Source organism: Pseudomonas sp. TE21435 (assembly GCF_056279265.1).
In genome coordinates this window covers 5,499,888-5,526,130 of record NZ_JBWBQZ010000001.1, presented here as the reverse complement: position 1 = coordinate 5,526,130, position 26,243 = coordinate 5,499,888, and the positions used below count along the sequence as shown (strand labels likewise).

Annotated in this window: 28 protein-coding genes and 4 tRNA genes; 11 read left to right on the top strand and 21 right to left on the bottom strand. The window is 62.1% G+C overall.

Annotated elements, in window-relative coordinates:
- Positions 1–11: 11 nt before the first annotated feature.
- From ACZ9C1_RS25130 to ACZ9C1_RS25115, 4 genes are all read left to right on the top strand, one after another.
- Positions 12–767, top strand: coding sequence for a methyl-accepting chemotaxis protein (locus tag ACZ9C1_RS25130; RefSeq protein ID WP_371926761.1), 756 nt, complete (start codon positions 12–14; stop codon positions 765–767).
- Positions 768–1,058: 291 nt separating this feature from the next.
- The gene (locus ACZ9C1_RS25125; RefSeq protein ID WP_146022577.1) at positions 1,059–1,316 is read left to right on the top strand and encodes a hypothetical protein; all 258 of its coding nucleotides are present in this window, start codon (positions 1,059–1,061) and stop codon (positions 1,314–1,316) included.
- Positions 1,317–1,323: 7 nt separating this feature from the next.
- Positions 1,324–2,877 carry an amino acid permease gene (locus ACZ9C1_RS25120; RefSeq protein ID WP_457378783.1) on the top strand — a complete coding sequence of 518 codons (1,554 nt, stop codon included), beginning with the start codon at positions 1,324–1,326 and terminating at the stop codon, positions 2,875–2,877.
- Positions 2,878–2,930: 53 nt separating this feature from the next.
- A complete protein-coding gene (locus ACZ9C1_RS25115) occupies positions 2,931–4,217 on the top strand; it encodes an NAD(P)/FAD-dependent oxidoreductase (protein ID WP_476254496.1) in 1,287 nt (428 codons plus the stop codon).
- Between the two features lie 72 nt (positions 4,218–4,289).
- Here the strand turns inward: ACZ9C1_RS25115 and ACZ9C1_RS25110 are convergent.
- The 18 genes from ACZ9C1_RS25110 to ACZ9C1_RS25025 all read right to left on the bottom strand — a co-directional run bounded on the left by ACZ9C1_RS25110 (position 4,290) and on the right by ACZ9C1_RS25025 (position 17,854).
- Positions 4,290–4,365: transfer RNA gene (locus tag ACZ9C1_RS25110), tRNA-Lys, on the bottom strand.
- Positions 4,366–4,427: 62 nt separating this feature from the next.
- Entirely contained in the window at positions 4,428–5,102 is a 675-nt protein-coding gene (gene queC, locus ACZ9C1_RS25105; RefSeq protein ID WP_277503118.1) for a 7-cyano-7-deazaguanine synthase QueC, read from the bottom strand.
- 10 nt (positions 5,103–5,112) lie between these two features.
- The gene (queE, locus tag ACZ9C1_RS25100; protein ID WP_277503117.1) at positions 5,113–5,760 is read right to left on the bottom strand and encodes a 7-carboxy-7-deazaguanine synthase QueE; all 648 of its coding nucleotides are present in this window, start codon (positions 5,758–5,760) and stop codon (positions 5,113–5,115) included.
- A 160-nt stretch (positions 5,761–5,920) separates the two neighbouring features.
- Positions 5,921–6,730 (bottom strand): tol-pal system protein YbgF, encoded by an 810-nt coding sequence (gene ybgF, locus ACZ9C1_RS25095; RefSeq protein ID WP_023628691.1) that lies wholly within the window; start codon positions 6,728–6,730, stop codon positions 5,921–5,923.
- 6 nt (positions 6,731–6,736) lie between these two features.
- The gene (pal, locus tag ACZ9C1_RS25090; protein WP_008090230.1) at positions 6,737–7,234 is read right to left on the bottom strand and encodes a peptidoglycan-associated lipoprotein Pal; all 498 of its coding nucleotides are present in this window, start codon (positions 7,232–7,234) and stop codon (positions 6,737–6,739) included.
- Between the two features lie 54 nt (positions 7,235–7,288).
- Positions 7,289–8,539: a Tol-Pal system beta propeller repeat protein TolB gene (tolB, locus tag ACZ9C1_RS25085; RefSeq protein ID WP_046856761.1), complete on the bottom strand. Its 1,251-nt coding sequence runs from the start codon at positions 8,537–8,539 to the stop codon at positions 7,289–7,291.
- 47 nt (positions 8,540–8,586) lie between these two features.
- Positions 8,587–9,663 carry a cell envelope integrity protein TolA gene (gene tolA, locus ACZ9C1_RS25080; RefSeq protein WP_110697866.1) on the bottom strand — a complete coding sequence of 359 codons (1,077 nt, stop codon included), beginning with the start codon at positions 9,661–9,663 and terminating at the stop codon, positions 8,587–8,589.
- The gene (gene tolR, locus ACZ9C1_RS25075; protein WP_046856763.1) at positions 9,663–10,115 is read right to left on the bottom strand and encodes a protein TolR; all 453 of its coding nucleotides are present in this window, start codon (positions 10,113–10,115) and stop codon (positions 9,663–9,665) included. The genes tolA and tolR overlap by 1 nt, the downstream gene beginning before the upstream one ends.
- Positions 10,116–10,129: 14 nt before the next feature.
- A complete protein-coding gene (tolQ, locus tag ACZ9C1_RS25070; protein WP_023628695.1) occupies positions 10,130–10,825 on the bottom strand; it encodes a protein TolQ in 696 nt (231 codons plus the stop codon).
- A 2-nt stretch (positions 10,826–10,827) separates the two neighbouring features.
- Positions 10,828–11,280: a tol-pal system-associated acyl-CoA thioesterase gene (ybgC, locus tag ACZ9C1_RS25065; protein WP_023628696.1), complete on the bottom strand. Its 453-nt coding sequence runs from the start codon at positions 11,278–11,280 to the stop codon at positions 10,828–10,830.
- 125 nt (positions 11,281–11,405) lie between these two features.
- Positions 11,406–12,452, bottom strand: coding sequence for a Holliday junction branch migration DNA helicase RuvB (gene ruvB, locus ACZ9C1_RS25060; protein ID WP_476254495.1), 1,047 nt, complete (start codon positions 12,450–12,452; stop codon positions 11,406–11,408).
- A complete protein-coding gene (gene ruvA, locus ACZ9C1_RS25055; protein ID WP_102681676.1) occupies positions 12,449–13,066 on the bottom strand; it encodes a Holliday junction branch migration protein RuvA in 618 nt (205 codons plus the stop codon). Before ruvA ends, ruvB begins: the two co-directional genes overlap by 4 nt.
- Before the next feature lie 108 nt (positions 13,067–13,174).
- Positions 13,175–13,699 (bottom strand): crossover junction endodeoxyribonuclease RuvC, encoded by a 525-nt coding sequence (ruvC, locus tag ACZ9C1_RS25050; RefSeq protein ID WP_023628699.1) that lies wholly within the window; start codon positions 13,697–13,699, stop codon positions 13,175–13,177.
- Positions 13,700–13,832: 133 nt separating this feature from the next.
- Positions 13,833–14,585: a YebC/PmpR family DNA-binding transcriptional regulator gene (locus ACZ9C1_RS25045; protein ID WP_476254494.1), complete on the bottom strand. Its 753-nt coding sequence runs from the start codon at positions 14,583–14,585 to the stop codon at positions 13,833–13,835.
- Positions 14,586–14,678: 93 nt separating this feature from the next.
- Positions 14,679–16,454 carry an aspartate--tRNA ligase gene (aspS, locus tag ACZ9C1_RS25040; RefSeq protein ID WP_046856765.1) on the bottom strand — a complete coding sequence of 592 codons (1,776 nt, stop codon included), beginning with the start codon at positions 16,452–16,454 and terminating at the stop codon, positions 14,679–14,681.
- A 94-nt stretch (positions 16,455–16,548) separates the two neighbouring features.
- Positions 16,549–16,770, bottom strand: a complete 222-nt coding sequence (locus tag ACZ9C1_RS25035) for an FmdB family zinc ribbon protein (protein WP_046856766.1) — start codon at positions 16,768–16,770, stop codon at positions 16,549–16,551.
- An 88-nt stretch (positions 16,771–16,858) separates the two neighbouring features.
- The gene (locus ACZ9C1_RS25030) at positions 16,859–17,185 is read right to left on the bottom strand and encodes a ribbon-helix-helix domain-containing protein (RefSeq protein ID WP_102681730.1); all 327 of its coding nucleotides are present in this window, start codon (positions 17,183–17,185) and stop codon (positions 16,859–16,861) included.
- A gap of 195 nt (positions 17,186–17,380) precedes the next feature.
- A complete protein-coding gene (locus ACZ9C1_RS25025) occupies positions 17,381–17,854 on the bottom strand; it encodes a Dps family protein (protein ID WP_028690591.1) in 474 nt (157 codons plus the stop codon).
- 280 nt (positions 17,855–18,134) lie between these two features.
- On the opposite strand from ACZ9C1_RS25025, the gene ACZ9C1_RS25020 reads away from it, so the two are divergent.
- Entirely contained in the window at positions 18,135–18,728 is a 594-nt protein-coding gene (locus ACZ9C1_RS25020; protein WP_023628702.1) for a cold-shock protein, read from the top strand.
- Between the two features lie 19 nt (positions 18,729–18,747).
- Here ACZ9C1_RS25020 and ACZ9C1_RS25015 read toward each other — a convergent pair whose 3' ends face one another.
- Together ACZ9C1_RS25015 and ACZ9C1_RS25010 are read right to left on the bottom strand one after the other, a co-directional pair.
- Positions 18,748–18,960, bottom strand: coding sequence for a SlyX family protein (locus ACZ9C1_RS25015; protein ID WP_476254493.1), 213 nt, complete (start codon positions 18,958–18,960; stop codon positions 18,748–18,750).
- A gap of 2 nt (positions 18,961–18,962) precedes the next feature.
- Complete coding sequence (locus ACZ9C1_RS25010) at positions 18,963–19,382, bottom strand: HIT family protein (RefSeq protein ID WP_102681675.1); 420 nt, start codon at positions 19,380–19,382, stop codon at positions 18,963–18,965.
- Positions 19,383–20,143: 761 nt separating this feature from the next.
- On the opposite strand from ACZ9C1_RS25010, the gene ACZ9C1_RS25005 reads away from it, so the two are divergent.
- The 3 genes from ACZ9C1_RS25005 (at position 20,144) to ACZ9C1_RS24995 (ending at position 24,307) form a co-directional block, all read left to right on the top strand.
- Positions 20,144–21,460 carry an OprD family porin gene (locus tag ACZ9C1_RS25005; protein WP_102681674.1) on the top strand — a complete coding sequence of 439 codons (1,317 nt, stop codon included), beginning with the start codon at positions 20,144–20,146 and terminating at the stop codon, positions 21,458–21,460.
- Positions 21,461–21,616: 156 nt separating this feature from the next.
- Positions 21,617–23,332, top strand: a complete 1,716-nt coding sequence (locus ACZ9C1_RS25000) for a proline--tRNA ligase (RefSeq protein WP_046856771.1) — start codon at positions 21,617–21,619, stop codon at positions 23,330–23,332.
- A 21-nt stretch (positions 23,333–23,353) separates the two neighbouring features.
- Entirely contained in the window at positions 23,354–24,307 is a 954-nt protein-coding gene (locus ACZ9C1_RS24995) for a lipoprotein (RefSeq protein ID WP_046856772.1), read from the top strand.
- 35 nt (positions 24,308–24,342) lie between these two features.
- On the opposite strand, the gene dinB is transcribed toward ACZ9C1_RS24995, so the two are convergent.
- Positions 24,343–25,401, bottom strand: coding sequence for a DNA polymerase IV (gene dinB / locus ACZ9C1_RS24990; protein WP_476254595.1), 1,059 nt, complete (start codon positions 25,399–25,401; stop codon positions 24,343–24,345).
- A 210-nt stretch (positions 25,402–25,611) separates the two neighbouring features.
- Here dinB and ACZ9C1_RS24985 point away from each other — a divergent pair.
- From ACZ9C1_RS24985 to ACZ9C1_RS24975, 3 genes are all read left to right on the top strand, one after another.
- Positions 25,612–25,688, top strand: a tRNA-Met gene (locus ACZ9C1_RS24985).
- Positions 25,689–25,824: 136 nt separating this feature from the next.
- Positions 25,825–25,901, top strand: a tRNA-Met gene (locus ACZ9C1_RS24980).
- Positions 25,902–26,024: 123 nt separating this feature from the next.
- A tRNA-Met gene (locus ACZ9C1_RS24975) sits at positions 26,025–26,101 on the top strand.
- The last annotated feature ends 142 nt before the right edge of the window (positions 26,102–26,243 follow it).

Here is a 26,243-nt window from a genome sequence, read left to right as displayed (position 1 = left end):
CCAGCGACGGCATGCAGCAACAGCACCGCGAAATCGAACAGGTGGCCACGGCGGCAAACGAAATGAGCGCCACTGCCCATGACGTTGCCCACAACGCCGCACAGGCCGCCCAGGCCGCACGCGGTGCCGACCAGGCAACCCGCGATGGCCTGGCGCGGGTGGGCGCCACCCGCGAAGCGATCGCCCAGCTTGCCGGCGGCATGGATGCGGCCATGGATGAAGCCCGCGCCCTGGAAAGCCGTGGCGAACAGATCGGCTCGGTACTTGAAGTGATCCGCGCCATCGCCGAGCAGACCAACCTGCTGGCCCTCAACGCCGCCATCGAAGCGGCCCGCGCCGGCGAAGCCGGGCGAGGCTTTGCGGTGGTCGCCGACGAAGTACGCAACCTGGCGCAGCGCACCCAGGTGTCGGTCGAGGAGATCCGCCAGGTAATCGAAGGTTTGCAGCAAGGCACCCAGGACGTGGTCGAGGCAATGCAGGCCGGCCAGCGCCAGGCCCAGGACAGTGCCGCGCAGATGGAACAGACCTTGCCAGCGCTGCAGCGTATCGGCGAGGCGGTGACGGTGATCACCGACATGAATCTGCAGATCGCCTCGGCCGCCGAGGAACAGAGCGCAGTGGCCGAAGAGGTGAACCGCAACGTGGCGGGCATCCGCGACGTGACCGAGTCGCTGTCGGGGCAGGCCGACGAATCGGCGCACATCAGCCAGGCGTTGAACCGGCTGGCCAACCAGCAGCAGGCACTGATGGCGCAGTTCCGGGTTTGAATCCGCCCCCCGGATGAAACAGCAACAGCGGACTGCCAACAGCCGCACGGTCCGCCGTGACAGAGGCTGACAGCTCACGACAAGGCTGCCCCTTCATCAATCCCTCCGCTTGAAGGGATATGACCCTCCGAAACCGATATCTGGCCACGCCAGGTATCGGTTTTTTGTTGCATCAATGATGAATAAATTTCCGCCATATTGTTTCGTACATTTCATGACAGTTACAAAACGACCATTTCACACTCCACAATGACGTCGACGCATCTCAGTAAATATGGGTAATCCAGATGAATGCGTGCAAATTTCAACTTTGCCACACGATCAAAACGACGAAACCAAGCATTCCAAAATGGAATGATATGGCAACTAATTGTCGTTTGTTGCGAACACCTTTCAACGCCAATACTGATTTCAATCAATGCAATCGCCACCGCCGCAGCACTGGAGAAGCTGCTGGCCGACCGGCGCCCCATCCGCGCCCGTCACCTGCAACTGGAAGTGGTCAGTTCACAACAAAAACAACAACTCACCCGAATGCAGATCCAATAGGTTGCCTATGACCCATTCGAACAACAACGGAAGTTTGACTGCCGCAGCCCCACCTTCCGGACACCTCAAGCGCACCCTCACCAGCCGTCACCTGAACATGATCGCCATCGGCGGCTCCATCGGCACCGGCCTGTTCGTCTCCTCCGGCGCCACCATTGCCCAGTCTGGCCCCGGCGGCGCACTGCTGGCCTTCGCGGTGATTGGCCTGATGGTCTACTTCCTGATGACCAGCCTCGGCGAAATGGCCGCGTGCATGCCGGTCAGCGGCTCGTTCTCCACCTATGCCTCGCGCTACGTCGAAGAAAGCTTCGGCTTCGCCCTGGGCTGGAACTACTGGTACTCCTGGGCAGTGACCATCGCCGTGGACCTGGTGGCCGTACAGATCATCATGCTCTACTGGTTCCCGGACACCCCCGGGGTGATCTGGAGTGCGGCCTTCCTGGTGCTGCTGTTCGCCCTCAATGTCGCCTCGGTGCGCTTCTTCGGCGAGGCGGAGTTCTGGTTCGCCCTGATCAAGGTCATCACCATCATCATCTTCATCGCCGTGGGTGTGCTGATGCTGCTGGGCATCCTCGAAGGCGGCCAGGACGGTGGCGCCCACCTCTGGCAGATCGGCGACGCGCCCATTGCCGGCGGCCTGCCGGCGCTGATCGGCGTGGCGATGATCGTCGGTTTCTCGTTCCAGGGCACCGAGTTCGTGGGCATCGCCGCTGGCGAAACGGAAAACCCGGGACGCAACATTCCCAAGGCCGTGCGCCAGATCTTCTGGCGCATCCTGCTGTTCTACGTACTCACCATTGTCGTGATCGGCCTGCTGATCCCCTACACCGACCCGCGCCTGCTCAAAGACGGCCTGTCGGATGTCACCATCAGTCCGTTCACCCTGATCTTTACCAAGGCTGACATGCTCGCCGCCGCCGCCGTGATGAACGCAGTGATCCTGACCTCGGTGCTGTCCGCCGGCAACTCAGGCATGTATGCCTCGTCGCGCATGCTCTACAGCCTGGCGCTGGAGCGCAAGGCGCCGGCCATCTTCGCCCGGGTGACCCGCAGTGGCACGCCGGTCTGGGCGCTGCTGGCCACCGCCGCGGTCGCGGGTCTGTGCCTGCTGAGCTTCCTGTTCAGCCCCGGCAAGCTCTACCTGTGGCTGCTGAACACCTCCGGCATGCTCGGTTTCATCGCCTGGCTGGGCATCGCCATCAGCCATTACCGCTTCCGCCGCGGCTACCTGCTCAATGGCAATGACCTGGCGAAACTGCCGTATGTGTCGAAATACTTCCCGTTCGGCCCGCTGTTCGCCTTCGGCCTGTGCATGGTGGTCATGCTCGGGCAGAACTACCAGGCGTTCATCGGCGGGCAGATCGACTGGGTCGGTGCCTTCGCCACCTACGTCGGCCTGGTGCTGTTCGTGGTGGTCTGGTTCAGCCACAAGCTGGTCACAGGCTCCAAGGTGGTGCGCTACAGGGAAATGGACTTCTCCAGTATCGAGATTCGCAAAGCCGAACGCAGCAAGGCAGAGCCCACAGGCGATGCGCTCGCAGCCAGCCAGCAACCCGCCTGAACTCTCCATTGGCGGACCCGCCCCGGTCCGCCCACCACTGCTCCGGGACCCTGATGAACAGCACCTTCGACTCCTACTACGAAGCCACCGCCAGCAGAACCTTCTACCCTGCCCAGAGCGGGCGCACCGATACCCGCGTCTGCATCCTCGGTGGTGGCCTGGCCGGCCTGTCGACTGCGATAGGGCTTGCCGAGCGCGGGGTGAGCGATGTGACACTCCTCGAGTCGCAACGCATCGGCCATGGCGCCTCGGGACGCAACGGCGGCTTCGTCTTCGGCGGCTACAGCCTCGGCAACGCCGATCTGCTGGCGGCGTTGGGCGCCAACGAGGCACGCAAGCTGTATCGATTGACACTCGACGCCGTCGGCCTGATCCGCGAACGCACCCGCAAATACACCATCGATTGCGACCTGGTCGACCAGGGTGTGATCCTCGCCAACTGGTTCAACGACCCGTCGCGCCTTGAGAAACCGCGCCAGCTGATGAAGCAGGCCTATGGCGTCGACTGGGAATACATCGCCCCCGGCGAACTGAAGGAACAGCTCAGGACCGAGCGCTATTACGGCGGGTTGCTGGAGCGCAACGCATTCCACTTCCACCCGCTCAAGTATGTCTGCGGCATCGCCCAGGCAGCCGCACAGGCCGGGGTGACGATCTACGAACAGTCGCCGGTCACCAGTATCGAGAAGAAGGCAGGCGGCTACATCGTGCGCACCGGCCAGGGCGAAGTCCATGCCGAGCAGGTGGTGTTCAGCGCAGGGGGCTATGCCCGCGGCGTCTACGCCCCGATCGAACGCGCCGTGCTGCCGATCGCCACCTACGTGGTGACCACTGCGCCACTGGGCGCACGCCTGCAGGACGCCATCGACTGCCAGTCGGCCATCTACGATACACGCTTCGCCTTCGATTATTACCGCCCGCTGAAAGACAGCCGGATCCTCTGGGGCGGACGCATCTCCATTCTCGATCGCGGGCCGCAGGCCATCGCCAGGCTGCTCAAGGCCGACCTGGCGAGCGTCTACCCGCAATTCGAGGACGTGGAACTGGAGTACTCCTGGGGCGGCCTGATGAGCTACGGACGCCACCAGATGGCGCAGATCGGCCAGGACCACAACGGCATCTGGCACGCGGTCGGTTTCGGCGGCCATGGCATGGCCCCGACCACGGTCGCCGGCGAAGTCCTGGCGGATGCCATTGCCCATCGCCTGCCGATCCCGAGCGGTTTCAGTCGGTTCGGCCTCGACCGCACCTTCGGCCTGGCCGGCCTGGCGGCTGCGCAGGCCACCTACACCGCCTACCAGGCACGTGATGCGTTCGATGCACGGCGCCTGAACCGTTGACAGTGGGTCAGGCCACTTTTTCGACAGGCATGAAAAAGCCCGCCATGAAGGCGGGCTTTTTCGTACTGCATATGGTGGGTCGTGTAGGATTCGAACCTACGACCAATTGGTTAAAAGCCAACTGCTCTACCAACTGAGCTAACGACCCGTTGGATGGCGCGTATATTACTGATTTCTCAGAGGAAATCAACACTCCATCGCAATTTTTTTTCAAAAATACCGGGTGGGATCCTCTACGCCGGCCGCCTTGAAGCCGTCGGCGCGCAAGCGGCAGCTGTCGCACTTGCCGCAGGCACGTCCGTCGTCGTCGGCCTGGTAGCAAGAAACGGTCAGGCTGTAGTCCACGCCACGGGCGATGCCCGCCTGGACAATCTGTGCCTTGCTCAGGTTCTGCAGCGGCGCCTGGATACGGAATCCCTGCCCTTCCACGCCGGCCTTGGTAGCCAGGTTGGCCATACGCTCGAAGGCCTCGACGAATTCCGGGCGGCAGTCAGGGTAGCCGGAGTAATCCACGGCGTTGACACCAATGAAGATGTCACGGGCTTCGAGCACCTCCGCCCAGCCCAGGGCCAGGGACAGGAACACGGTGTTGCGAGCCGGCACGTAGGTGACCGGAATCCCCTCGCTTGGCGCCTCGGGTACATCGATGCTGCTGTCGGTCAGCGCTGAGCCACCGATGCCATCGAGGTTCAGGCCGATCACCTTGTGCTCGACCACGCCCAGATCACTAGCCACCCGTGCCGCGGCGTTAAGCTCGGCGCGATGGCGCTGGCCATAGTCGAAGCTCATGGTGTAGCACTGGTAGCCGTCGGCCTTGGCCATGGCTACCACGGTGGCCGAATCCAGGCCACCGGACAGCAGGATTACCGCGCGTTTGTCAGTCATGTCTTTCTCCTCAACGTCCGGGTTCGTCGTTCCACAGCAGCTTGTGCAGCTGCAGCTGGAAGCGTACGGGCAGGTTGTCGGCGACGATCCAGTCGGCCAGATCGGTGGCGCTCACCTGATGGTGGCTGGGCGAAAACAGCACTTCACCGGCGCGCTCGGCCAGGTTGTACTGGATCAGCTTGGAAACCGCCCAATCGTAGTCCTCGCGGGAACAGATGACGAACTTGACCTGGTCGTTGCCGGTCAGGAGCTCGATGTTCTCGTAGCGATTGCGGTGAGACTCCTCGGAGCCTGGGGTCTTGAGATCGACCACGCGGCTGACCCGGGTGTCGACGCCACTGATATCGAGAGCGCCACTGGTTTCCAGCGACACGTCGTAACCGGCGTCGCACAGGCGCTGCAACAAAGGCAGCGCGTTGGGCTGGGCCAGTGGCTCGCCACCGGTCACGCAGACGTAACGCGGCTTGAAGCCGGCCACCTGTTCAAGGATGGAGTCGAGGGTGCGGACAGTGCCGCCACTGAAGGCATAGGCACTGTCGCAGTACTGGCAGCGCAGGGGGCAACCGGTCAGGCGCACGAAAACCGTGGGCAGCCCGGCCGTTCGCGTTTCACCCTGCAACGAGTAAAACACTTCGGTGATGCGTAATGTGTCTTGCATGATCGCCACGGGCGTGACAGCTAAACAGGCTGTCCGCCTCCGTCAGGCACTGTCGCGGACTCGACAAAGCGTTATCCGCGGCAGCGTGTTTACGAAAAAAGGGCCGTGATTCTAACGAAAAAACCCGCGACAAGCGCGGGTTTCTTCTTCAACGGGTCGTTCAGAGCTTTTGCAGGTCGCGTTGCGCCAGTTGCGCGGCGGAAGTACCGGGGTACTGGGTGATGACCTGCTGCAGGATACCCTTGACCTTGTCGGTGTGGCCCATGCGGCGCTCGACATCGGCCAGCTTGTACAGCGAATCCGGCACCTTGCTGTGTTTCGGGTACTTCTGGCCCACCTCGGCGAACGCCTGGCTGGCACCTTGCAGGTCGCCCTTGGCCAGGTTGACCTCGCCGAGCCAGTACTGGGCATTGCCGGCGTACTGGCTGTTGGGGTACTTACGCAGGAAGGCGTTGAAGGCCTGGCTGGCCTTGTCGAAGTCCTTCTGCTTGATCAGGTCGAAAGCGGCGTCGTAATACAGCTTCTCTTTCGCCGGATCGCCCGGCTCGCTGCTCGCGGCCGGTGGCTGCGCGGCATTGGCGCCGGCGGCCGCACCCGTGGCTGCGCTGTTCGCGCCACCGGTGGAAGAATTGTCTGGAGTCGCGGCAGGCGCGGCACCGCTGCTGATGCGGCGGTCGAGATCCTGGTAGCGCTCGAGGTTTTCCTGCTTCATGCGCGACACATCGTTCTGCAGCTCTTCGATGATGCCTTGCTGGCGGGAAATCTGGTCCTGCATCTGCTGCAGCTGCATGAACAGCTGGCCATTTGCAGAAGCAGGGGCCGAAGCCCCTGCTCCGGCATAGGCGCCGCTCGTGCCATAACCCGCAGGTGGATAGCCACCCGCGTTGTCATCTACTACGGGAACCGCAGCCCACGCCGAAAGGGGCAGGCTGAGTGCGAGGACGGTTACAGCACGACGGCACATACGCATAGGAACTTACTTACGCAGTTCTACGCGACGGTTCTGGGCCCAGGACTGCTCGTCGTTGCCGGTGGCAACTGGACGCTCTTCGCCGTAGGAAACCAGTTCCAGCTGAGCAGGGGAAACGCCCTGCAGAACCAGGTAGCGCTGAACGGCCTTGGCACGACGCTCACCCAGAGCCATGTTGTACTCGCGGGTGCCGCGCTCGTCGGTGTTGCCTTCCAGGACAACGCGGTTGCCGTTGGACTTCAGGTCCTTGGCGTGAACGTCCAGAGCGCGCATGGCTTCTGGCTTCAGGTCCGAGCTGTCGTATTCGAAGTAGAAGGTGGTGATTGCGCGCAGGGCGGCTTCTTCGCTCAGGGAGCCGTCGACAGCGCCAGTGTTGGCACCGTAGCCAGCGTTCGGATCAACAGCGCCTTCACCAGCGTTGTCGCCGCCTTTCGAGGAGCAACCTACAGCTACAGCCATGGCCAGAGCCAGCGCAGCGAATTTACCAAACTTCAGCATTTCCATCGTGAAACTCCTAATGAAACCCCAGTGTGTTAAGCAAAACGTGTTACGCCGCAATCAGTTCAGGTAAGGGGACCAGGACGGTTCTCTGACTTCGCCTTGAGCGGTAGGAAGTGGGAGCCTCACGCGGCCGTTAAGCGACACGAGCATCAAGACTCCCCGGCCCTGCTGGCGGGTGGCGTAGATTAGCATGGTGCCGTTTGGCGCAACAGTGGGAGACTCATCAAGACTGGTCTCGGAGAGAATCTTTACACTTCCACGTTGCAGGTCCTGCGCGGCCACCTTGAAGTTGGTGAAACCTTGCTGGCGATGGATCATCACCAGGGTCTTTTCGTCCGCCGACAATTTCGGGTTGGCGTTGTAGTTACCCACGAACGTCACGCGCTCGGCACCACCGCCACCAACCGACTGTTTGTAGATCTGCGGCTTGCCGCCACGGTCGGAGGTGAAGTACAGGGTGTTGCCATCCTTGCCCCAGAACGGCTCGGTATTGATGCCTGGGCCTGCGGTGACACGGGTGATCTGGCGCGAAGCCACGTTCATCACATAGATGTCCGGGTTGCCGTCCTTCGACAGCACGAATGCCAGGCGCGAGCCGTCAGGCGACCAGGCAGGCGCGCCGTTCAGGCCTTCGAAGTTGGTGATCTGCTCGCGGCGACCGGTGTCGATGTGCTGGATGAAGATGCGCGGGCGCTTCTGCTCGAACGAGACATAGGCGATACGCTTGCCATCGGGTGCGAAGCGCGGCGACAGGATCGGCTCACGCGACTGCAGCAGGGTTACTGCACGGGCACCGTCGTAGTCCGAACGCTGCAGGGTGTAACGGGTGTTGTTGGTGGAGAAACGCTCGGCGGTCACGTACAGCATGCGCGTGGAAAACGCACCCTTGATGCCGGTGAGCTTCTCGAACGACTGGTCGGCGATGTAGTGCGACATGTCGCGCAGTTGGTCGACGCCGCCGGCCACGCTACCGGTCAGCACCTGCTGCTCGGTGGCGACGTTGAACAGGGCGTACTGCACCTGCAGGCGACCACCGGCCGGCACGATGCTGCCGACCATGACGTACTGGGCGCCCAGCGCTTTCCAGTCGCGGAAGATCACTTCGCTGGCCTGGCTTGGCTGGCTGATCATGTTCTGCCGCGGGATCGGCGCGTAGTAGCCGGAGTTGCGCAGGTCGTTGCCGATGATATCGGCCATGTCTTCCGGCAGCACGCTGCCGCCCTGGACACCGAACGGCACTACCGCAATGGGAGTTGCCCGGTCGCTACCGCTGGTGACCAGGATGTTCTTTTCCTCTGCCATCGCCATGCCTGCCACGCAGCAGAGCAAGACCAGGAGTCCTCTCAGACGTTTAATCACAACGCTAGATCCTCAGGTGTAAATGTCATCTTGAATGAACGATACGGATTGAACTCGTTCGGCTTCAAGCCCTGCATTTCGGTCAACCGACCAATGTTCTTCACCGCGGCCACGGCCGAGCTGTCGAACGGACCGTCGCCACTGGACTTGGCCACACTCACATTGGTGAGGGTGCCGTCCGGCAGCATGTTGATCTGCAGAACTACCGTCATGCCCTTGCGCGCGGATGGCGGACGCGCCCAACCTTCGGCCGCGCGCATGCGGATCAGGTCGTCGAAGTCGCCGGCCACCTGGTCACCCTGCTCGTCGGCCAGCGCCTGCTGCCGTTCGGTGGTGTCGGACAACAGCTCGGCAAGTGCCTGGGCCTTCTTGTCTTCCGCCGCCTTGCGGGCCGCTTCCTGTGCCTTTTTCTTCTGGGCGTCTGCCGCAGCCTTTTTCTTGGCCTCTTCAGCTGCCTTCTTCTTCGCGTCCTCGGCCGCCGCTTTCTTCTTGGCGTCCTCGGCTGCTTTTTTCTTCGCGTCTTCGGCGGCTTTCTTCTTCGCCTCTTCCGCGGCCTGTTTCTTGGCTTCTTCCTCGGCCTTCTTCTTCGCTTCTTCCTCAGCCTTCTTCTTGGCGATGTCGGCCTGCTGCTTCTCGGCAGCTTTCTTCGCTTCCTCGGCTTTCTTGGCCTCGGCGGCTTTCTTCTGCTCGGCGGCCTTGGCGGCGTCTTCGGCTTTCTTCGCCTCGGCGGCTTCGCGAGCCTCCTCGGCCTTTTGAGCGGCGTCGGCTTTCTTTTGTTCCGCGGCCTTCACGGCCTCCTGCTCGACCTTCTTCTGCTCCAGCTGTTCGACCTCGGTCTGGCGCGAAGCGGTCTTCTTGGCCTCCCCGGCAATCTTCTGATTGGTCTGGGTGGTCGCCTGGCTCTTGGACTTGAGCTGATACAGCGTGGCCTGGACGATAGGCTTGGAGGGCGGCAGCTCGGGCGTCATGGCGAAGCTGACGAACAGCATGCCGAACACCAGCACGTGCAGCGCAATGGCCCAGACACTGGGCCAGAAGTAGCTTTCCGAGGCGGATGGCTCTCGCTGTTGCATCAGGGCGCCTCGGTAATCAGGCCAACGTTACCGACACCGGCCTTCTGCAACCCGCCCATGGCGCCCATCACCGCACCGTAGTCGACAGCCTTGTCGCCACGGATGAAGACCTGGGTCTGCTTGCCCTGGTCACGACCGGCGGCGATGATCTTGGTCACCGCGCTGGTCATGTCCGGCAAGGTCATGGCCTTGTCCATCTGCTTGTCGGTGTCGACTTCGCTACCGAGGTTCCAATAGTAGGTCTTGTCGGCCTTGATCGAGATGGTCAGGACCTGGACGTTGTTGTCCTGCGGCAGGGCTTCGCTGGAAACCTTGGGCAGGTCCACCTTCACGCCCTGGTTGAGCATCGGGGCGGTCACCATGAAGATAACCAGTAGCACCAGCATCACGTCGATGTAGGGCACCACGTTCATCTCGGCGACCGGCTTGCGTTTGTGGCGAACTCGGGCCATGGGTTTCTACCTGATCACTCTTCGCTGGTGTGTACTTTGCGGTGCAGGATCGCCTGGAACTCGTCGGCGAACGTGTAGTAGCGCCCGATCAGCACTTCACTGCGCGCGGCAAAACGGTTGTAGGCGATCACAGCCGGGATCGCGGCGAACAGGCCGATCGCAGTGGCGATCAGCGCCTCGGCGATGCCCGGGGCCACGGTGGCCAGGGTGGCCTGCTGGGCGCTGGCCAGGCCACGGAAGGAGTTCATGATGCCCCATACGGTACCGAACAGACCGATGTACGGGCTGGTGGAACCGACGGTGGCCAGGAACGGCAGGCTCTGCTCGAGCTTTTCTTCCTCGCGGGAGATGGCCACGCGCATGGCACGCCCTACCCCTTCCATGACCGCGTCCGGGTCGACACCTGGTTGCTGGCGCAGGCGCGAGAATTCCTTGAAGCCGGCACGGAAGACCTGCTCGACACCCGAGTCCGGGTCTGGGTTGCTGCCCGCCTGGCGGTACAGCTTGGACAGGTCGATGCCCGACCAGAAGCGCTCTTCGAAAGCGTCCAGCGCACGACGACCGGCGCGCAGCATGGTGCTGCGCTGGAAGATCATGATCCAAGAGGTCACCGAGGCTGCCACGAGGGTCAGCATTACCAGCTGAACCACGACACTGGCATTGGCGACCAGGCTCCACATGGAGGTATGGTCGACGACGTTTGCTTCCACGCTTATTCTCCTGCGTTCGATTGAGTACCCGTGCCGTCCGCCAGGAAGGCGTCGCGCAGTTCTGGGGGAATGGCCCGGGGTTTGAAAGTGTCGGCGCGCACGGCGGCCACCAGGAACTGCCCCTCGCAGAGCAGCACTTCATCCTTTGCTCGCCACACCTGCTGCACGAAGCGCAGGCTGGCACGATTCAATTCAAGTACTTGCGCGGTTACCCGCAGCTCGTCGTCCAGGCGGGCCGGCGCGTGATAGCGCGCCTCGCTGGAATGGACCACGAACAACAAATTGTCCTGCGCCAGCTGGGCCTGGGAGAACCCCAGGTGACGCAGCCGCTCGGTGCGCGCGCGCTCCATGAATTTGAGGTAGTTGACGTAATACACCACGCCACCGGCGTCAGTATCCTCGTAATAGACGCGACAGCGGTGTGCGAACGGTTCCAGCCCATTTTGCGCGCGCATACTCTAGTGCTTACTCCTGTGCTTGCCAATCCGCTGCGGCAACTGTTTTTGCATCGATAATGTCGTATTGCCAGCGAGCCCAGGGCATGCCAGCGGTAGGACCACGAAAATGCCGATTCGATCTGTCATTCGTCGTCTTGCGCCGCATATTCCCCACCCTCGCAGAAACGCCCGGGAATGTTCAGGCCGAAATGCAGGTAGGCGTGCCGGGTGACCACGCGCCCACGGGGGGTACGCATGATATAGCCCTGCTGGATGAGATAGGGCTCGAGCACGTCCTCGATGGTGTGGCGCTCCTCGCCGATCGCCGCGGCAATATTGTCGAGCCCCACCGGGCCACCGTCGAACTTCTCGATCATGGTCAGCAGCAGACGCCGGTCGGAGTGATCGAAGCCACGCTCGTCGACATCCAGCAGGTTCAGCGCCATGTCCGCGACCACCTTGGTGATCTCACCCTTGCCGCGCACTTCGGCAAAGTCGCGCACCCGCCGCAGCAGGCGATTGGCGATCCGTGGCGTGCCACGAGCCCGGCGGGCGATCTCGAATGCGCCCTTGTCGTCCATGGGCAAGCCGAGGATGCCGGCCGAACGGCTGACGATGGTCGCCAGGTCCCTGTCGCTGTAGAACTCCAGGCGCTGGACGATACCGAAGCGATCACGCAGCGGGTTGGTCAGCATGCCGGCACGCGTGGTGGCGCCGACCAGGGTGAACGGCGGCAGGTCGAGCTTGATCGAGCGCGCGGCCGGGCCCTCGCCGATCATGATGTCCAGCTGAAAATCTTCCATCGCCGGATAGAGCACTTCCTCGACCACCGGCGACAAGCGGTGGATCTCGTCGATGAACAGCACGTCGTGCGGCTCGAGATTGGTCAGCATCGCCGCCAGATCGCCGGGCCGCTCGAGAATCGGGCCGGAGGTGCTCTTCACCGACACGCCCATCTCGTGGGCGATGATGTTGGCCAACGTGGTCTTGCCCAAGCCCGGCGGACCAAAGATCAGGGTGTGGTCGAGTGACTCGCTGCGCCCGCGCGCGGCCTGGATGAACAGCGACATCTGCTCGCGCACCACCGGCTGGCCGATGTATTCGTCCAGACTCAGCGGGCGGATCGCACGATCCTGGACCTCTTCGCGGTCGCGTCCGGAGGCGGCGATCAGGCGGTCGGTCTCGATCACTTGGTAATCATCCCTTTGAGACTGCGACGGATCAGTTCCTCACTGCTGAGGTTGGCCTTGCCCTCGATGGCGGCAATCGCCTTGCTGGCCTCTTGCGGCTTGTAGCCCAGCGACACCAGGGCGCTGACCGCGTCGGCCTCGGCATTGGAGGCACTGGCCACCGGCACCGGGCCATCGGACACCAGGGTGAACATGGCGGGCGAGGTTTCCCAGGCCTTGAAGCGATCCTTGAGCTCGACCAGCAGGCGCTCGGCGGTCTTCTTGCCAACACCGGGCACGCGCACCAACGCCGAGGCATCCTGGGCCTGGACGCAGCGCACCAGTTCGTCGGCCTCGAGCCCCGACATCAGCGCCAGCGCCAGTTTCGGGCCAACGCCGTTGAGGCGGATCAGCTCGCGGAACAGCTCGCGTTCGCGCTTTTCGAAGAAGCCGTACAACAGATGGGCGTCTTCACGCACCACCAGATGGGTGTGCAGGGTGACGGTCTCGCCCAGCTTGGGCAGACGGTACAGCGTGGTCATCGGCACTTCGAGCTCATAGCCCAGGCCGTTGATGTCGACAATCAGGTGCGGCGGCTGTTTTTCCGCCAGGGTGCCACGCAAACGTCCAATCACGTTCCGATCCTTCCTCTGGGGTGCCGGTCGAAAACCGGTCCACCCTATCAGCAAATGCGCCGGGAAAGTGCTTCACCCGGACAAAATGTGTATCACCGCATGAAGCGTTTACAGACGCAAGCGTCCGCCACGACGCCGAGCCGTCGCCAACCCGTGGGGGATGAGGCTGGAGCGGGTATGGGCATGGCACAGGGCGATGGCCAGGGCGTCGGAGGCATCGATCTGCGGTTTCTGGGTCAGCTTGAGCAGGTGCATGACCATCATCATCACCTGCTCCTTGTTGGCGCCGCCGGTACCGGCCACGGCCTGCTTGACCTGGCTGGCGGTGTATTCGGCGATCTCCAGACCGGCCTCGGCGGCGGCGACGATGGCTGCCCCCCGGGCCTGGCCAAGCTTGAGCGCCGAATCGGCGTTGCGCGCCATGAACACCCGCTCGATGCCCATGGTCACCGGCTCATGTTGGCGGATGATCTCGCTGACACCGCGAAAGACGATCTGCAGACGCTCGTGCAGCTCACCGCCGCCAGTGCGTATACAGCCCGACGCCACGTACTCGCAGCCACGGGCAGTCTGGCGGACCACGCCAAAACCGGTGATGCGCGAGCCGGGGTCGATACCAAGAATGAGAGTCATAGCGCCTACAAAGGTGTGCGAATTTGCCGGCCTTATCGCGGGACAAGCCCGCTCCCACAAAGGCTACACCGCAATCTGGCGCAGGCCTTGTGGGAGCGGGCTTGCCCCGCGCTACAGCCGATAGCCGAAACGATCAGCCCAGCGTTTCCATGACCTCATCGGAGATCTGTGCGTTGGAGTAGACGTTCTGCACGTCATCCAGGTCCTCGAGCATGTCGATCAGCTTGAGCACCTTCTCCGCACCGTCCTGGTCCAGCTCGGCGCTGGTGGTCGGCTGCATCACGATCTCGGCGTCGGACGCCTTGAAGCCGGCCTCTTCCAGGGCATTGCGCACGGCATAGAAGCTGTTGAACGAGGTAAACACGTCAAAGGAGCCGTCGTCGTTGACCACCACATCGTCGGCATCGGCCTCCATCGCGGCTTCCATCAGCGCATCCTCGTCCACGTTCAGCTCGGCGGCGAAGCTGATCTGCCCCTTGCGCTCGAACAGGTAGGCCACCGAACCGTCGGTACCGAGGTTGCCGCCGCACTTGGTGAAGGCATGCCGCACGGCCGCGGCAGTACGGTTACGGTTGTCGGTCATGGCTTCGACCATGATCGCCACGCCGCCCGGGCCGTAACCCTCGTAGCTGAGCTCTTCGACGTTGTCGCTTTCGTTGGTGCCGGCACCGCGGGCCACGGCGCGGTCGATGATGTCGCGGCTCATGTTGGCACCCAGGGCCTTGTCCAGCGCCAGGCGCAGGCGCGGGTTGGACGCCGGATCACCACCACCTTGCTTGGCAGCGACGGTCAGTTCGCGAATCCACTTGGTGAAGATCTTGCCTCTCTTGGCATCCTGGCGTTCTTTGCGGTGCTTGATGTTCGCCCACTTGGAATGACCGGCCATAACGACTCCAAATCCTTGAAACAGAAACAGGTTCCGCCCCGAAGGGCGGAACGCATGAATACGTGGGCGCAACACGTGCGCCCGTAGTCGAGGTTACTCGACCTTGGTCTGCTCGCGCAGACGGATGTGCAGCTCGCGCAGGGCCTTGGCGTCGACCATGCCCGGGGCCTGGGTCATGACGCACGCGGCGCTCTGGGTTTTCGGGAAGGCGATCACTTCACGGATCGACTGCGCGCCGGTCATCAGCATGACCAGGCGGTCCAGGCCGAAGGCCAGGCCACCGTGAGGCGGTGCGCCGAACTTCAGGGCGTCGAGCAGGAAGCCGAACTTCTCTTCCTGTTCCGCCGCCTCGATACCCAGCAGGCGGAATACCGCCTGTTGCATTTCCTTGCGGTGGATACGGATCGAACCGCCACCCAGCTCGGTGCCGTTGAGCACCATGTCGTAGGCACGCGACAGCGCGGTGGCCGGATTGGCCTCCAGCTCCTCGGGGGTGCACTTCGGCGCGGTGAACGGGTGGTGCAGCGCGGTGAAGCTGCCGTCTTCGTTCTCTTCGAACATCGGGAAGTCGACGACCCACATCGGCGCCCACTGGCAGGTCAGCAGCTCGAAGTCATGACCCAGGCGGATACGCAACGCGCCCAGGGCTTCGCTGACGATCTTGGCCTTGTCGGCGCCGAAGAACACGATGTCGCCATCGACCGCGCCAACGCGGTCGAGGATGGTGTTGAGGTTGGCCTCGGGGATGTTCTTGACGATCGGCGACTGCAGACCCTCGACACCCTTGGCACGCTCGTTGACCTTGATGTAGGCCAGGCCCTTGGCACCGTAGATGCCGACGAACTTGGTGTACTCGTCGATCTTGCTGCGCGGCATGCTGGCGCCGCCCGGCAGACGCAGGGCTGTGACGCGGCACTTCGGATCGTTGGCGGGGCCGGCGAAGACCTTGAAGTCGACATCCTTGAGCTGGTCGGCAACGTCGATCAGTTCCAGCGGGATACGCAGGTCTGGCTTGTCGGAGCCATAGCGGCGCATGGCCTCTTCGTAGGTCATGTGCGGGAAGTCACCGAACTCCAGGTCCAGGACTTCCTTGAACAGCTTGCGGATCATGCTCTCGGTGAGGCCCATGATCTCGGACTCGTCGAGGAAACTGGTCTCGATGTCGATCTGGGTGAATTCCGGCTGGCGGTCGGCACGCAGGTCTTCGTCGCGGAAGCACTTGGCGATCTGGTAGTAGCGGTCGAAGCCAGCGACCATCAGCAACTGCTTGAACAGCTGCGGCGACTGCGGCAAGGCAAAGAAGCTGCCAGCGTGGGTACGGCTCGGCACCAGGTAGTCACGGGCGCCTTCCGGCGTGGCACGGGTGAGGATCGGCGTCTCGACGTCGAGGAAGCCGTTCTCGTCGAGGAAGCGACGGATGCTGCTGGTGATGCGCGAACGCAGGCGCAGCTTGTCGGCCATCTCCGGGCGACGCAGGTCGATGAAGCGGTAGCGCAGGCGGGTTTCCTCGCCCACGTCGGAGTATTCGTTCAGCGGGAACGGCGGCGTTTCGGCCTCGTTGAGCACAGTCAGCTGGTAACCGAGGATCTCGATGGCGCCGGAGGCCATGTTGGCGTTCACTGCGCCATCCGGGCGCTTGCGTACCTTGCCGGTGATCTGCACGACGTATTCGCTGCGCACACGGTCGGCGGCGGCGAAAGTTTCGGCGCGATCCGGATCGAACACCACCTGGGCCATGCCTTCGCGGTCACGGATATCGAGGAAAATCACCCCGCCGTGGTCGCGGCGACGATGGACCCAGCCGCAAAGGGTGACTTCCTGGCCGTCCAGGGACTCGTTCAGTTGGCCGCAATAATGGCTGCGCATCATGGTCGTGGTTTCGCTTCTCGTGATTCGTATGTTCGGTGGAGGTCTTGGCCGCCCAAGGGGCTAATACTGCAAGACCTGGTCGGTGCAATTCAACTCAGTCGGCCTTGTCGCCGCCTGCCAGATTCTTTTTCGCCCCGGTCTTGAAGTCGGTCTCGTACCAGCCGTTGCCGCTCAGGCGGAAGCCGGGGACCGACAGCTGCTTCTTCAATGCCGGCGCCTGGCATGCCGGGCAATCGGTCAGCGGCGCGGCACTGATCTTCTGCAACACCTCCATGCGGTGTTCGCAGGATGCACATTGATAGTCGTAAAGGGGCATGGCGTCTCTCGTCAACCACATCGCACGCTGCCCAAGGCAGCAAAAAGCGGGATTATATATGGTTAAGGAGTGCTGTGCAGCCCGGCGATCAGTGTACGTCCCGCGCTTCCTGTAACCAGGTGACGCAGATCACCCGGACCAGCCCGCTGAAATTCCTCACCCCGCCATGGCGCAGGTGCACCTCGCGGTCCACATAGGACAGCACCGCGCTCACCGAGCAGCGGTTGGCCTGGGCGATGCGCTCCAGGATGCGCCAATAAACTACCTCCAGACGCAGGCAGGTGGCGAAACCGTTGAGCCGTACCGAGCGTGACACAGGCCCCGCTTGCGCCATGTCGAAGTCCCGCCTGAACGGATCGATCCGCGGGCTGCCCGCGCCCTGCCTGTGCCTCGCATTGCCGTCGATACCACACATCGGATTGTCCACCGCACCGCTCCATCATCTCGAAACCACACCCCGCCCGCCCTGCGAACGGATCCATGTGTTTCATGAAGCGCCACCCGGTCATGCCGATAGCAGCGGCAAAGCCTTCCCCGCAAACGTGCAGGCCCGACACCGGGGAAGGCATCGGGCCTGGCTTGGCTGGATCAAACGACGGTCAAGCGGCAATCAGTTCCCGTCGAGCAAGACGCGCAGCATCCATGCTGTTTTTTCGTGCACCTGCATGCGTTGGGTCAGCAAGTCGGCAGTCGGCTCGTCGCTGACCTTGTCCACCACCGGGAAGATGCTGCGAGCGGTGCGCACAACGGCTTCCTGCCCCTGAACCAGCTGGCGAATCATCTCTTCGGCAGGCGGCACGCCCTCCTCTTCCTTGATCGAGGAGTGGCGGGCATAAAAGGCATAGGAACCCGGCGCCGGGAAGCCCAGGGCACGGATGCGCTCGGCAATCGAGTCGACCGCCAGGGCCAGTTCGTTGTATTGCTCCTCGAACATCAGGTGCAGGGTGCGGAACGACGGACCGGTGACGTTCCAATGGAAGTTATGGGTTTTCAGATACAGCACATAGGTATCCGACAACAGGCGGGACAACCCATCGACGATGGACTTGCGATCTTCTTCACTGATACCGATATCGATTGCCATGAAGCTCCCCTTTCCATAAGGCTTGATCATCAAGCGGGCAGCAACCACTCTAACAAGAGTTGCCCGCCGGCGCATGCGGCACAAGGCTGCATGGACAGCCGTCGGCGCCAATCGGTTTGAGAAGCCCCCGTCTTTGCTGTTAAATAGGCAGTGTGCCACCCGTGCGGATTGTCAGTGCCGGGTGCATAGGCTGGCCCGTCACGTTTTCGCGCCTACAGTTCACGCGCACCGTGCGACCAGCTCATCCTGTGATCGGCCTTATCAACGTGAGCCAAACCCAATGTTCAAGATCGTCCATCTGGTGACGGGCGTGGCGGCTTTGCTGCTATCGCTCATACCCACCTTGAAAACTGACGCAACACCCTTCCTGCAGCAACCCGAGGCTGTCTACCTGGCGCTGCTCGGCCTGCTCAACCTGGTGATTGCCCCCGTACTGCCGCAGTACTACAAAGGCATGCGCCAACAGCTGCAACACGCCACCAGTATCCTGCTGGTCGTGGCCGTGGTCCTGCAGACCCTCACCCTGTTGGCCCGCCCGGAGCTTGGCAACCTGCCAGCACTGGCCTGCGCCTTCCTCGCCAGCGTGCTGCACCTGGTGGCCGGCTTCGTTCGCGGCACGCGAAAGGCCCGCGCCAGCCAGGGCAATCCCACGGAGGCCGGCCAGCGCGATACCGGTACCGTGAAGTGGTTCAACACCTCCAAGGGCTTCGGATTCATCTCCCGCGACTCCGGTGACGATATCTTCGTGCACTTTCGCGCCATCCGCGGCGAAGGCCACCGGGTGCTGGTCGAAGGCCAGCGCGTGGAGTTCTCGGTGATGCACCGCGACAAAGGCCTGCAGGCTGAAGACGTGGTCGCCGTCGCGCGCCGCTGACCCTTTGCCGCCGCCGTGCTCAATAGTGAGGCGGCGGCGCTTCCTCTTCCCCGCTGCCCTGCTGGCCGGCCACCTCTTCGTAGCGTTTGATCAGCTCCGCCATCTGCAATTGCAGGCGTTCGATCACTCGGCTCTGCTCGACAACCACATCATTGAGCGCCTGCAAGCTGTCATCCTGAAACGCCTGGCGGGTCTCCAGCTCGATCATGCGCATTTCCAGTTCCTGCGACATCCTCAAGCCTCCTTGAAGCTCTCACCCAGCAGCGCACGCACTTGCTGGCGAATACCATCGAGCTGCTCCTGGGTGTAGCCGATGGCCGCCACCTTGCCCCAGACCGGGGCGGGCCAGGCGGCATCACCACGCTGACGCACGATCACATGCATGTGCAACTGGCTGACCACATTGCCCAAGGCCGCGACGTTCATCTTGTCGGCGGCAAAGGCATCCTTCAACGCCTCGGCCAGGGCGCTCGTCTCGACCCACAACTGCTGCTGGTCCGCTTCCTCGAGCTCGAACACTTCAGTGATATCGGCGCGACGCGGCACCAGGATGAACCACGGGTAATTGGCATCCTTGCTCAGCAGCAGGCGGCACAGCGGCAGGTCGCCCAATACCAGGGAATCCTCCTGCAGACGCGAATCGAGGGTGAACACGGCAAACCTCCTTTCTAGCAATACAGCCCTTCCAACCGGCCGGGCACAGGGGCGCAAGGATACTCTGCTTCGGCATTTGCCACACCCGGCGACGTCGATTCGAGCCATTTGTAGCACGCGAATGACAACATCGACGCCCCGCTTCGGTAACACAGCGCTACTTTTCGCACCAAAATGATGCCGCTCGTCAGACCTCCACCACACATCCGTCACATAAAACAGCCAGGATAAACAATCGTCGGTAACACCTTGACTTGGAAGGCAGCTTCACACCCATACGCCAGAGATCACCGTGAACCGCCGCCAAACCGGTCGCAGCCCGTGTTTTCGGAGGTTTTCCGGCTACAGGCAGGGCCTTTGTGAAAATTTCATCAAAGGTTCGTGATTTTGAGCATGCTTGTTGCATTCGTTACTCGCCAAGTCGGCACGCTCCCTGCACTGCAGGATGAATGCGACAAATAACAACAGCGGCATCGGATAACCAGGGAGTTTCACAAGCCGTACTTTGTATTTATACAAAAATGACGGTTTCGAGACAGCGCTGGCGTTGTACGCCTTTATATGACAGGCGTGATTTGCGACATGGAGACAACTGACAGCGACATGGCCATAAAGTTACCGAAAGGTTGTTTCTGCCCATATCGCCAAGAATAGTCCGCGTGATATACATTTTCGCCGACATAACAAGAAAGAGCCGGCCCTATAACTAAAACACTTGGGTGCGGCGGTACTCTTCCTAAAAACCAAAGGAGCAAATCACGATGCGCGTGATGAAGTGGAGCATGATCGCCCTGGCCGTAGCGGCAGGGACTTCGCAGATGGCTGTCGCCTCTTCGCAGGATGAATCCAAGGGCTTCGTCGAAGACAGCAAGCTCAGCGTCAAGACCCGGATGCTGTATTTCAGCCGTGACTTCCGTAATGCCCCCGCCGGCGACCAGAGCCGCGTAGAAGAAACAGGCCTGGGCTTCCACGGCACCTTCGAATCCGGCTTTACCCAAGGCACCGTCGGCGTCGGCGTCGACGCCATCGGCCTGTTGGGCGTCAAGGTCGACAGCGGCAAGGGCCGTGCCGGCACCGGCCTGTTCCCCACCGGCTCTGACGGCCGTTCGCAAGACGATTACTCCAAGGGCTACGGCGCGGTCAAATTCCGTATTTCCGACACTGTCCTGAAATACGGCGGCCAGTACACCGCCATGCCGGTCTTTGCTACCGACGACAGCCGCCTGCTGCCTGAAGTTGCCGAAGGTTTCCTGCTGACCAGCAAGGAAATCAAGGGCCTGGAGCTGAACGCCGGTCACTTCACCCGTCTCGATGCTCAGGCGGCAAGCTACAAGGACAGCATCGGCGGCCTCAACGATGCGCGCGAGAAGCGCCCGGGCCTGACCGAAGCAAACGTCTTCGGTGGCACCTACGCGATTACCGACAGCCTGAGTACCACCCTCTACTATTCGCGCGTCGAGGATCACTTCCGCAAGTGGTACGGCAACGTCAACTGGGCATTGCCGATCAGCGACAAGCAAGGCCTGGTGTTCGACTTCAACATCTATGACACCAAGTCCATTGGTGAAAACCGCACCGGCGCCTTCGTAACGAAATCGGATGGCACCAACGAGCTCGACAACATCGCCGCCAGCCTCTCGGCCGCCTACAACATCGGCGCCCACACCTTCACCCTGGCCTACCAGAAAGTCAGCGGCGACGGTGACTACGCCTATGGCGTCGACGGTGGCGGCACCGTGTTCCTGGCCAACTCCATCGCCCGTTCCGACTTCAACGCCGAAGACGAGAAATCCTGGCAGGCCCGTTACGACCTGAACTTCGCCGAGTATGGCATCCCAGGCCTGACCTTCATGACCCGTTACGCTCGTGGTACCGGTGCTACCACCCGCACCACCGACAACGGCAAGGAATGGGAACGCGACATCGACGTCAAGTACGTCCTGCAAAGCGGCCCGGCCAAGGACCTGAGCCTGCGCGTGCGTCAAGCTACCTACCGCTCCGCGGACGGCGTGTACTACGGCTCCAACTCCATCGACGAACTGCGCCTGATCGTCGAGTACCCGCTGAGCATCCTGTAAACCCAGGTTTGCGATGCCCAAAGATGAAGAAGCCCGGCGATCGCCGGGCTTTTTCTTGGCTGACAGAACCGCGCCAGTGCTGCATTCTGTACGCTTTCGTTTCGCCCCCGTACAATGCGGGGTCATTTCACATTCAGGCAATCGACACGGCTCACCATGCGCACCAGTCAATATTTGCTCGCCACCCAGAAAGAAACCCCGGCCGATGCAGTGGTCATCAGCCACCAGCTCATGCTGCGCGCCGGCATGATCCGCAAGCTGGCCTCCGGCCTGTACACCTGGCTGCCGATGGGCCTGCGGGTAATGCGCAAGGTCGAAGCCGTGGTACGCGAGGAAATGACCGCCGCCGGCGCCCTCGAGGTGCTGATGCCGAGCATCCAGCCGGCTGAATTGTGGCAGGAATCCGGCCGCTGGGAGCAGTACGGCCCTGAGCTGCTGCGCCTGAAAGACCGCCACCAGCGCGAATTCTGCGTCGGCCCGACCCACGAAGAGGTCATCACCGACCTGGCGCGCAACGAGCTGTCCAGCTACAAGCAGCTGCCGCTGAACATGTTCCAGATCCAGACCAAGTTCCGTGACGAGATCCGTCCGCGCTTCGGCCTGATGCGCGGCCGCGAGTTCATCATGAAGGACGCCTACTCCTTCCATGCCGACCAGGCTTCCCTGCAGGAAACCTACGACCGCATGCACCTGGCGTACTCCAACATCTTCACCCGCCTGGGCCTGGACTTCCGTCCGGTGCAGGCCGACACCGGCTCGATCGGTGGTAGCTACTCCCACGAATTCCACGTGCTCGCCTCCTCCGGCGAAGACGACGTGATCTTCAGCGACAGCTCCGATTACGCCGCCAACATCGAGAAGGCCGAGGCCATCCCGCGCGAAACCGTGCGCCCGGCGCCGACCGAAGAGCTGCGCCTGGTCGATACCCCGGACGCCAAGACCATCGCGCAACTGGTGGAAAACTTCGGCCTGGCGATCGAGAAGACCGTCAAGACCCTGATCGTGCATGGCGCCGAGGAAGGCAAGCTGGTCGCGCTGATCGTCCGTGGCGACCACGAGCTCAACGAAATCAAGGCCACCAAGCTGGAGCAGGTCGCCGACCCGCTGGTGATGGCCACCGACGCCGAGCTGCGTGCCGCCATCGGTGCCGGCGCAGGCTCCCTCGGCCCGCTGAATCTGCCGCTGGAGTGCATCATCGACCGCTCGGTCGCCCTGATGAGCGACTTCGGCATCGGTGCCAACATCGACGACAAGCACTACTTCGGCGTGAACTGGGAACGCGACCTGCCGGTTCCACAGGTCGCCGACCTGCGCAACGTGGTCGAGGGCGACCCGAGCCCGGACGGCCAGGGTACCCTGGTGATCAAGCGCGGCATCGAAGTCGGCCACATCTTCCAGCTCGGCACCAAGTACAGCGAAGCGCTCAAGTGCCAGGTGCTGGGCGAGAACGGCAAGCCTGTAGTCCTGTCGATGGGCTGCTACGGTATCGGCGTGTCCCGTGTGGTCGCCGCCGCCATCGAGCAAAACCACGACGACAAGGGCATCATCTGGAATGACGCCCTGGCCCCGTTCCAGATCGCCCTGGTGCCGCTGCGCTACGAAACCGATGTGGTCCGTGAGGCGACCGACAAGCTGTACGCCGAACTGACCGCCGCAGGTTTCGAAGTCCTGCTGGACGACCGCGACAAGAAGACCAGCCCTGGCATCAAGTTCGCCGACATGGAACTGATCGGCATCCCGCACCGCATCGTCGTCAGCGACCGCGGCCTGGCCGATGGCAACCTGGAGTACAAGCACCGCACCGAGTCGGAGGCCCAGGCACTGCCGCTCAATGAAGTGCTGACCTTCCTGCAGGCCCGCATCCGCCGCTGATAACCCGTTACGCGAGTGATCATGTCCAAGCGAAGTACCTACACCCTGGGGGGCGCCGCACTGTGCGGCGCCCTGCTCCTCGGCGGCTGCGCCAACCAGATGTCCCAGCGCAGCGACCACGAGGAGCGCGTCGAGCGCAAACTGCTCGAGCACAGTCTGCAGATCGATGTCGGCGAGCCGAAGGTGATGGAGCTTCCGCAGCGGCGCGTGCGCATTCATGAGCTCAAGCGTTTCGAAGTCACCGAGTTCGAAGTGACCCGCCGCTATGACCGCTACACCCCCTACCAACCCTGGCGGGAGATCTACGAGATCCCGCTGGGCGCGGTGGCCGTGGTGGCGGGCATCGGCGCCAACGTGGCCAATGTGTTCGCCTTGGGCAACCTGCCGGACAGCGTCACCCACGACTGGCTGAGCTATGGCGTGGCGGGCGTCAACCCGTTCATGAACGTACCGTCCAACGGCCGTGCCCAGCAGAACCTGGCAGGCATCGACGAGGTCGAGAAGGGCAAGCGCGAAGAGTCCATCAGCCTGCCGTGGAACGAGCGTCTGGTCGAGGTCAAGGCTGGCAAGATGACCCACGAGCTGACCACCGACAAGCATGGCGTACTGCGCCTGAACCTGCTCGACAGCCCGTTCTCCGAGCAGAACCTCAACCATATCGGCACCCTGCACCTGCAGGTGGTGGATGAGGAAAACCAGGTACGAGGCGATGCCAGCCTGCTGGTCAGCGGCAATTTGCGTGGCAAGTTGCTCGAGGCCCACGAGCTGATTTTCGATGACCTCGAGGACGACGATGTCGGCCAGTGGGTACATCGGGTCAAGCGCCTGTCGGAACTGGGCCTGGAAGAAGAGGCCAGCGAACTGGAACAGAGCCTGATCGAACTGACGCGCAACGATCCTGAGCTGCAGCAGGAGTTTCTGCAGGCACTGACCAAGGCCACCGGGCGACTGGTTGCCGATCCGGGCGTGCAGTAAAACGAGAAGGGGCCGCTTGTGCGACCCCTTCTTCTTTATATATCCCGAAACAACTCCAACTGCTCAAGCGCCCCACGCAGGTCCCGCAGCCTCACCCCTACCCCCAGCAACCGCACCGGCTTGCCACCTCGGGCAAACGCCTGGCTAAGCAACTGCCGATAGCTCTCCAGGTCTCGCCCCGCGCCAGCCTGCTCCAGCGTGGTCTGGCTGAAGTCATGGAACTTGACCTTGACGAAAGGCTTGTCGGGCCGATAGCTGCTATCCATGCGCGCAATCCGCTCATTCAGACTGGCGAGCAGGTCAGGCAGCTTCTCCAGGCAACTGCTCAGGTCGGGCAAATCATGATCGTAGGTGTTCTCGACGCTGACCGACTGCCGCCGACTGTCGTTATGCACCGCACGCTCGTCGATCCCCCGCGCCAGCCCCCACAAGCGCTCGCCGAAGCTGCCGAACTCGCGCACCAATGCCAACCGCGGCCAATCACGCAGCGACAGGCATGTGTCGATTCCCAACCGCGAGAGCTTATCCGCAGTCACCTTGCCAACCCCATGCAAGCGCGCCACCGGTAGCTGCGCAACGAATTCCTCCACCTGATCCGGGGTAATGACGAACAAACCATTGGGCTTGCGCCAATCGCTGGCGATCTTGGCCAGGAACTTGTTCGGCGCCACACCTGCGGACACCGTGATATGCAGTTGCTGGGCGACCCGCCGGCGAATGTCCTCGGCAATCCGCGTGGCGCTGCCGGCAAACCATTGGCTGTCACTGACATCCAGGTAAGCCTCGTCCAGCGACAGCGGTTCGATCAGCTCGGTGTAGTCGCGAAAGATCGCGTGAATCTCCCGGGACGCCTCACGGTAAGCCTCGAAACGCGGCTTGACGATTTCCAGGTCGGGGCACAGCTTCATCGCATGCCCCGATGCCATAGCCGACCGCACGCCGTAGGCACGCGCCTCGTAGTTACAGGTAGCGATCACGCCACGCTGACCTGGCTGCCCACCCACGGCCATGGGGCGACCGACCAGGCGTGGGTCATCGCGCATCTCGATGGCGGCGTAGAAGCAGTCACAATCAATGTGGATGATCTTGCGCAAGGACATGGATGACAGCCACTACTGTAAATTCATACAGATATTACCGTATGGCCAACGGACGAGACAGCCTGGACCGGACAATCGGCCTGCAAGCCCCGTCGCCACTGAGCTGCGGCGCGATCTGGCACGCTAAGGGTTTGAACGAAAAAGGATTTTCTTGAGGAAATGCTTGACAGCCAAAGGAAAATCCGTAGAATTCGATCTCACAGGCGCGGGATGGAGCAGCCTGGTAGCTCGTCGGGCTCATAACCCGAAGGTCGTCGGTTCAAATCCGGCTCCCGCAACCAGATTCAAGAAAAGGCCACTGTTTACGCAGTGGCCTTTTTTATTGCCTCTATATTTCCAACGAAAGAAAAACCTACGAAAAATCAAGCAGTAACGCTTGACAACGGTTGGGAAATCCGTACAATTCGATTCCACAGGCGCGGGATGGAGCAGCCTGGTAGCTCGTCGGGCTCATAACCCGAAGGTCGTCGGTTCAAATCCGGCTCCCGCAACCAGATTCAAGAAAAGGCCACTGTTCATGCAGTGGCCTTTTTTATTGGCCGCTGTTTTCCAATCGCAACCAATGGCATATCAAGCCTTGACAAGCCATGACAAATGCGTAGAATGCGCCCCTCTGACGCGGGATGGAGCAGCCTGGTAGCTCGTCGGGCTCATAACCCGAAGGTCGTCGGTTCAAATCCGGCTCCCGCAACCATATTCGTCAGAACAAACCCCGCCTGTCGCAAGACAGTGCGGGGTTTGTTGCATTCAGCCCCTACCCTTTCGACTCCTCCTCGCCAAGCCCTGGTTCCAGCCCTTGCAGACGGCTGAATGAACTATCTTTAACTATCCTGAAA

Excerpts from the sequence above, each read along its gene's own strand:
- ruvC (WP_023628699.1), bottom strand. The coding sequence starts at position 13,699 with ATGACTCTCATTCTTGGTATCGACCCCGGCTCGCGCATCACCGGTTTT.
- tolA (WP_110697866.1), bottom strand. The coding sequence starts at position 9,663 with ATGCAACAGCGAGAGCCATCCGCCTCGGAAAGCTACTTCTGGCCCAGT.
- ACZ9C1_RS24995 (WP_046856772.1), top strand. The coding sequence starts at position 23,354 with ATGTCCAAGCGAAGTACCTACACCCTGGGGGGCGCCGCACTGTGCGGC.
- ACZ9C1_RS25035 (WP_046856766.1), bottom strand. The coding sequence starts at position 16,770 with ATGCCCCTTTACGACTATCAATGTGCATCCTGCGAACACCGCATGGAG.
- ybgC (WP_023628696.1), bottom strand. The coding sequence starts at position 11,280 with ATGCGCGCGCAAAATGGGCTGGAACCGTTCGCACACCGCTGTCGCGTC.
- tolR (WP_046856763.1), bottom strand. The coding sequence starts at position 10,115 with ATGGCCCGAGTTCGCCACAAACGCAAGCCGGTCGCCGAGATGAACGTG.
- tolB (WP_046856761.1), bottom strand. The coding sequence starts at position 8,539 with ATGGCGATGGCAGAGGAAAAGAACATCCTGGTCACCAGCGGTAGCGAC.
- ACZ9C1_RS25005 (WP_102681674.1), top strand. The coding sequence starts at position 20,144 with ATGCGCGTGATGAAGTGGAGCATGATCGCCCTGGCCGTAGCGGCAGGG.
- ACZ9C1_RS25030 (WP_102681730.1), bottom strand. The coding sequence starts at position 17,185 with ATGTGTGGTATCGACGGCAATGCGAGGCACAGGCAGGGCGCGGGCAGC.
- ACZ9C1_RS25025 (WP_028690591.1), bottom strand. The coding sequence starts at position 17,854 with ATGGCAATCGATATCGGTATCAGTGAAGAAGATCGCAAGTCCATCGTC.
- queE (WP_277503117.1), bottom strand. The coding sequence starts at position 5,760 with ATGCAAGACACATTACGCATCACCGAAGTGTTTTACTCGTTGCAGGGT.
- queC (WP_277503118.1), bottom strand. The coding sequence starts at position 5,102 with ATGACTGACAAACGCGCGGTAATCCTGCTGTCCGGTGGCCTGGATTCG.
- ACZ9C1_RS25125 (WP_146022577.1), top strand. The coding sequence starts at position 1,059 with ATGCGTGCAAATTTCAACTTTGCCACACGATCAAAACGACGAAACCAA.
- pal (WP_008090230.1), bottom strand. The coding sequence starts at position 7,234 with ATGGAAATGCTGAAGTTTGGTAAATTCGCTGCGCTGGCTCTGGCCATG.
- ACZ9C1_RS25045 (WP_476254494.1), bottom strand. The coding sequence starts at position 14,585 with ATGGCCGGTCATTCCAAGTGGGCGAACATCAAGCACCGCAAAGAACGC.
- aspS (WP_046856765.1), bottom strand. The coding sequence starts at position 16,454 with ATGATGCGCAGCCATTATTGCGGCCAACTGAACGAGTCCCTGGACGGC.
- ACZ9C1_RS25015 (WP_476254493.1), bottom strand. The coding sequence starts at position 18,960 with ATGTCGCAGGAACTGGAAATGCGCATGATCGAGCTGGAGACCCGCCAG.
- ACZ9C1_RS25130 (WP_371926761.1), top strand. The coding sequence starts at position 12 with ATGCAGCAACAGCACCGCGAAATCGAACAGGTGGCCACGGCGGCAAAC.
- ACZ9C1_RS25120 (WP_457378783.1), top strand. The coding sequence starts at position 1,324 with ATGACCCATTCGAACAACAACGGAAGTTTGACTGCCGCAGCCCCACCT.
- ACZ9C1_RS25000 (WP_046856771.1), top strand. The coding sequence starts at position 21,617 with ATGCGCACCAGTCAATATTTGCTCGCCACCCAGAAAGAAACCCCGGCC.
- ACZ9C1_RS25020 (WP_023628702.1), top strand. The coding sequence starts at position 18,135 with ATGTTCAAGATCGTCCATCTGGTGACGGGCGTGGCGGCTTTGCTGCTA.
- ACZ9C1_RS25115 (WP_476254496.1), top strand. The coding sequence starts at position 2,931 with ATGAACAGCACCTTCGACTCCTACTACGAAGCCACCGCCAGCAGAACC.
- ybgF (WP_023628691.1), bottom strand. The coding sequence starts at position 6,730 with ATGCGTATGTGCCGTCGTGCTGTAACCGTCCTCGCACTCAGCCTGCCC.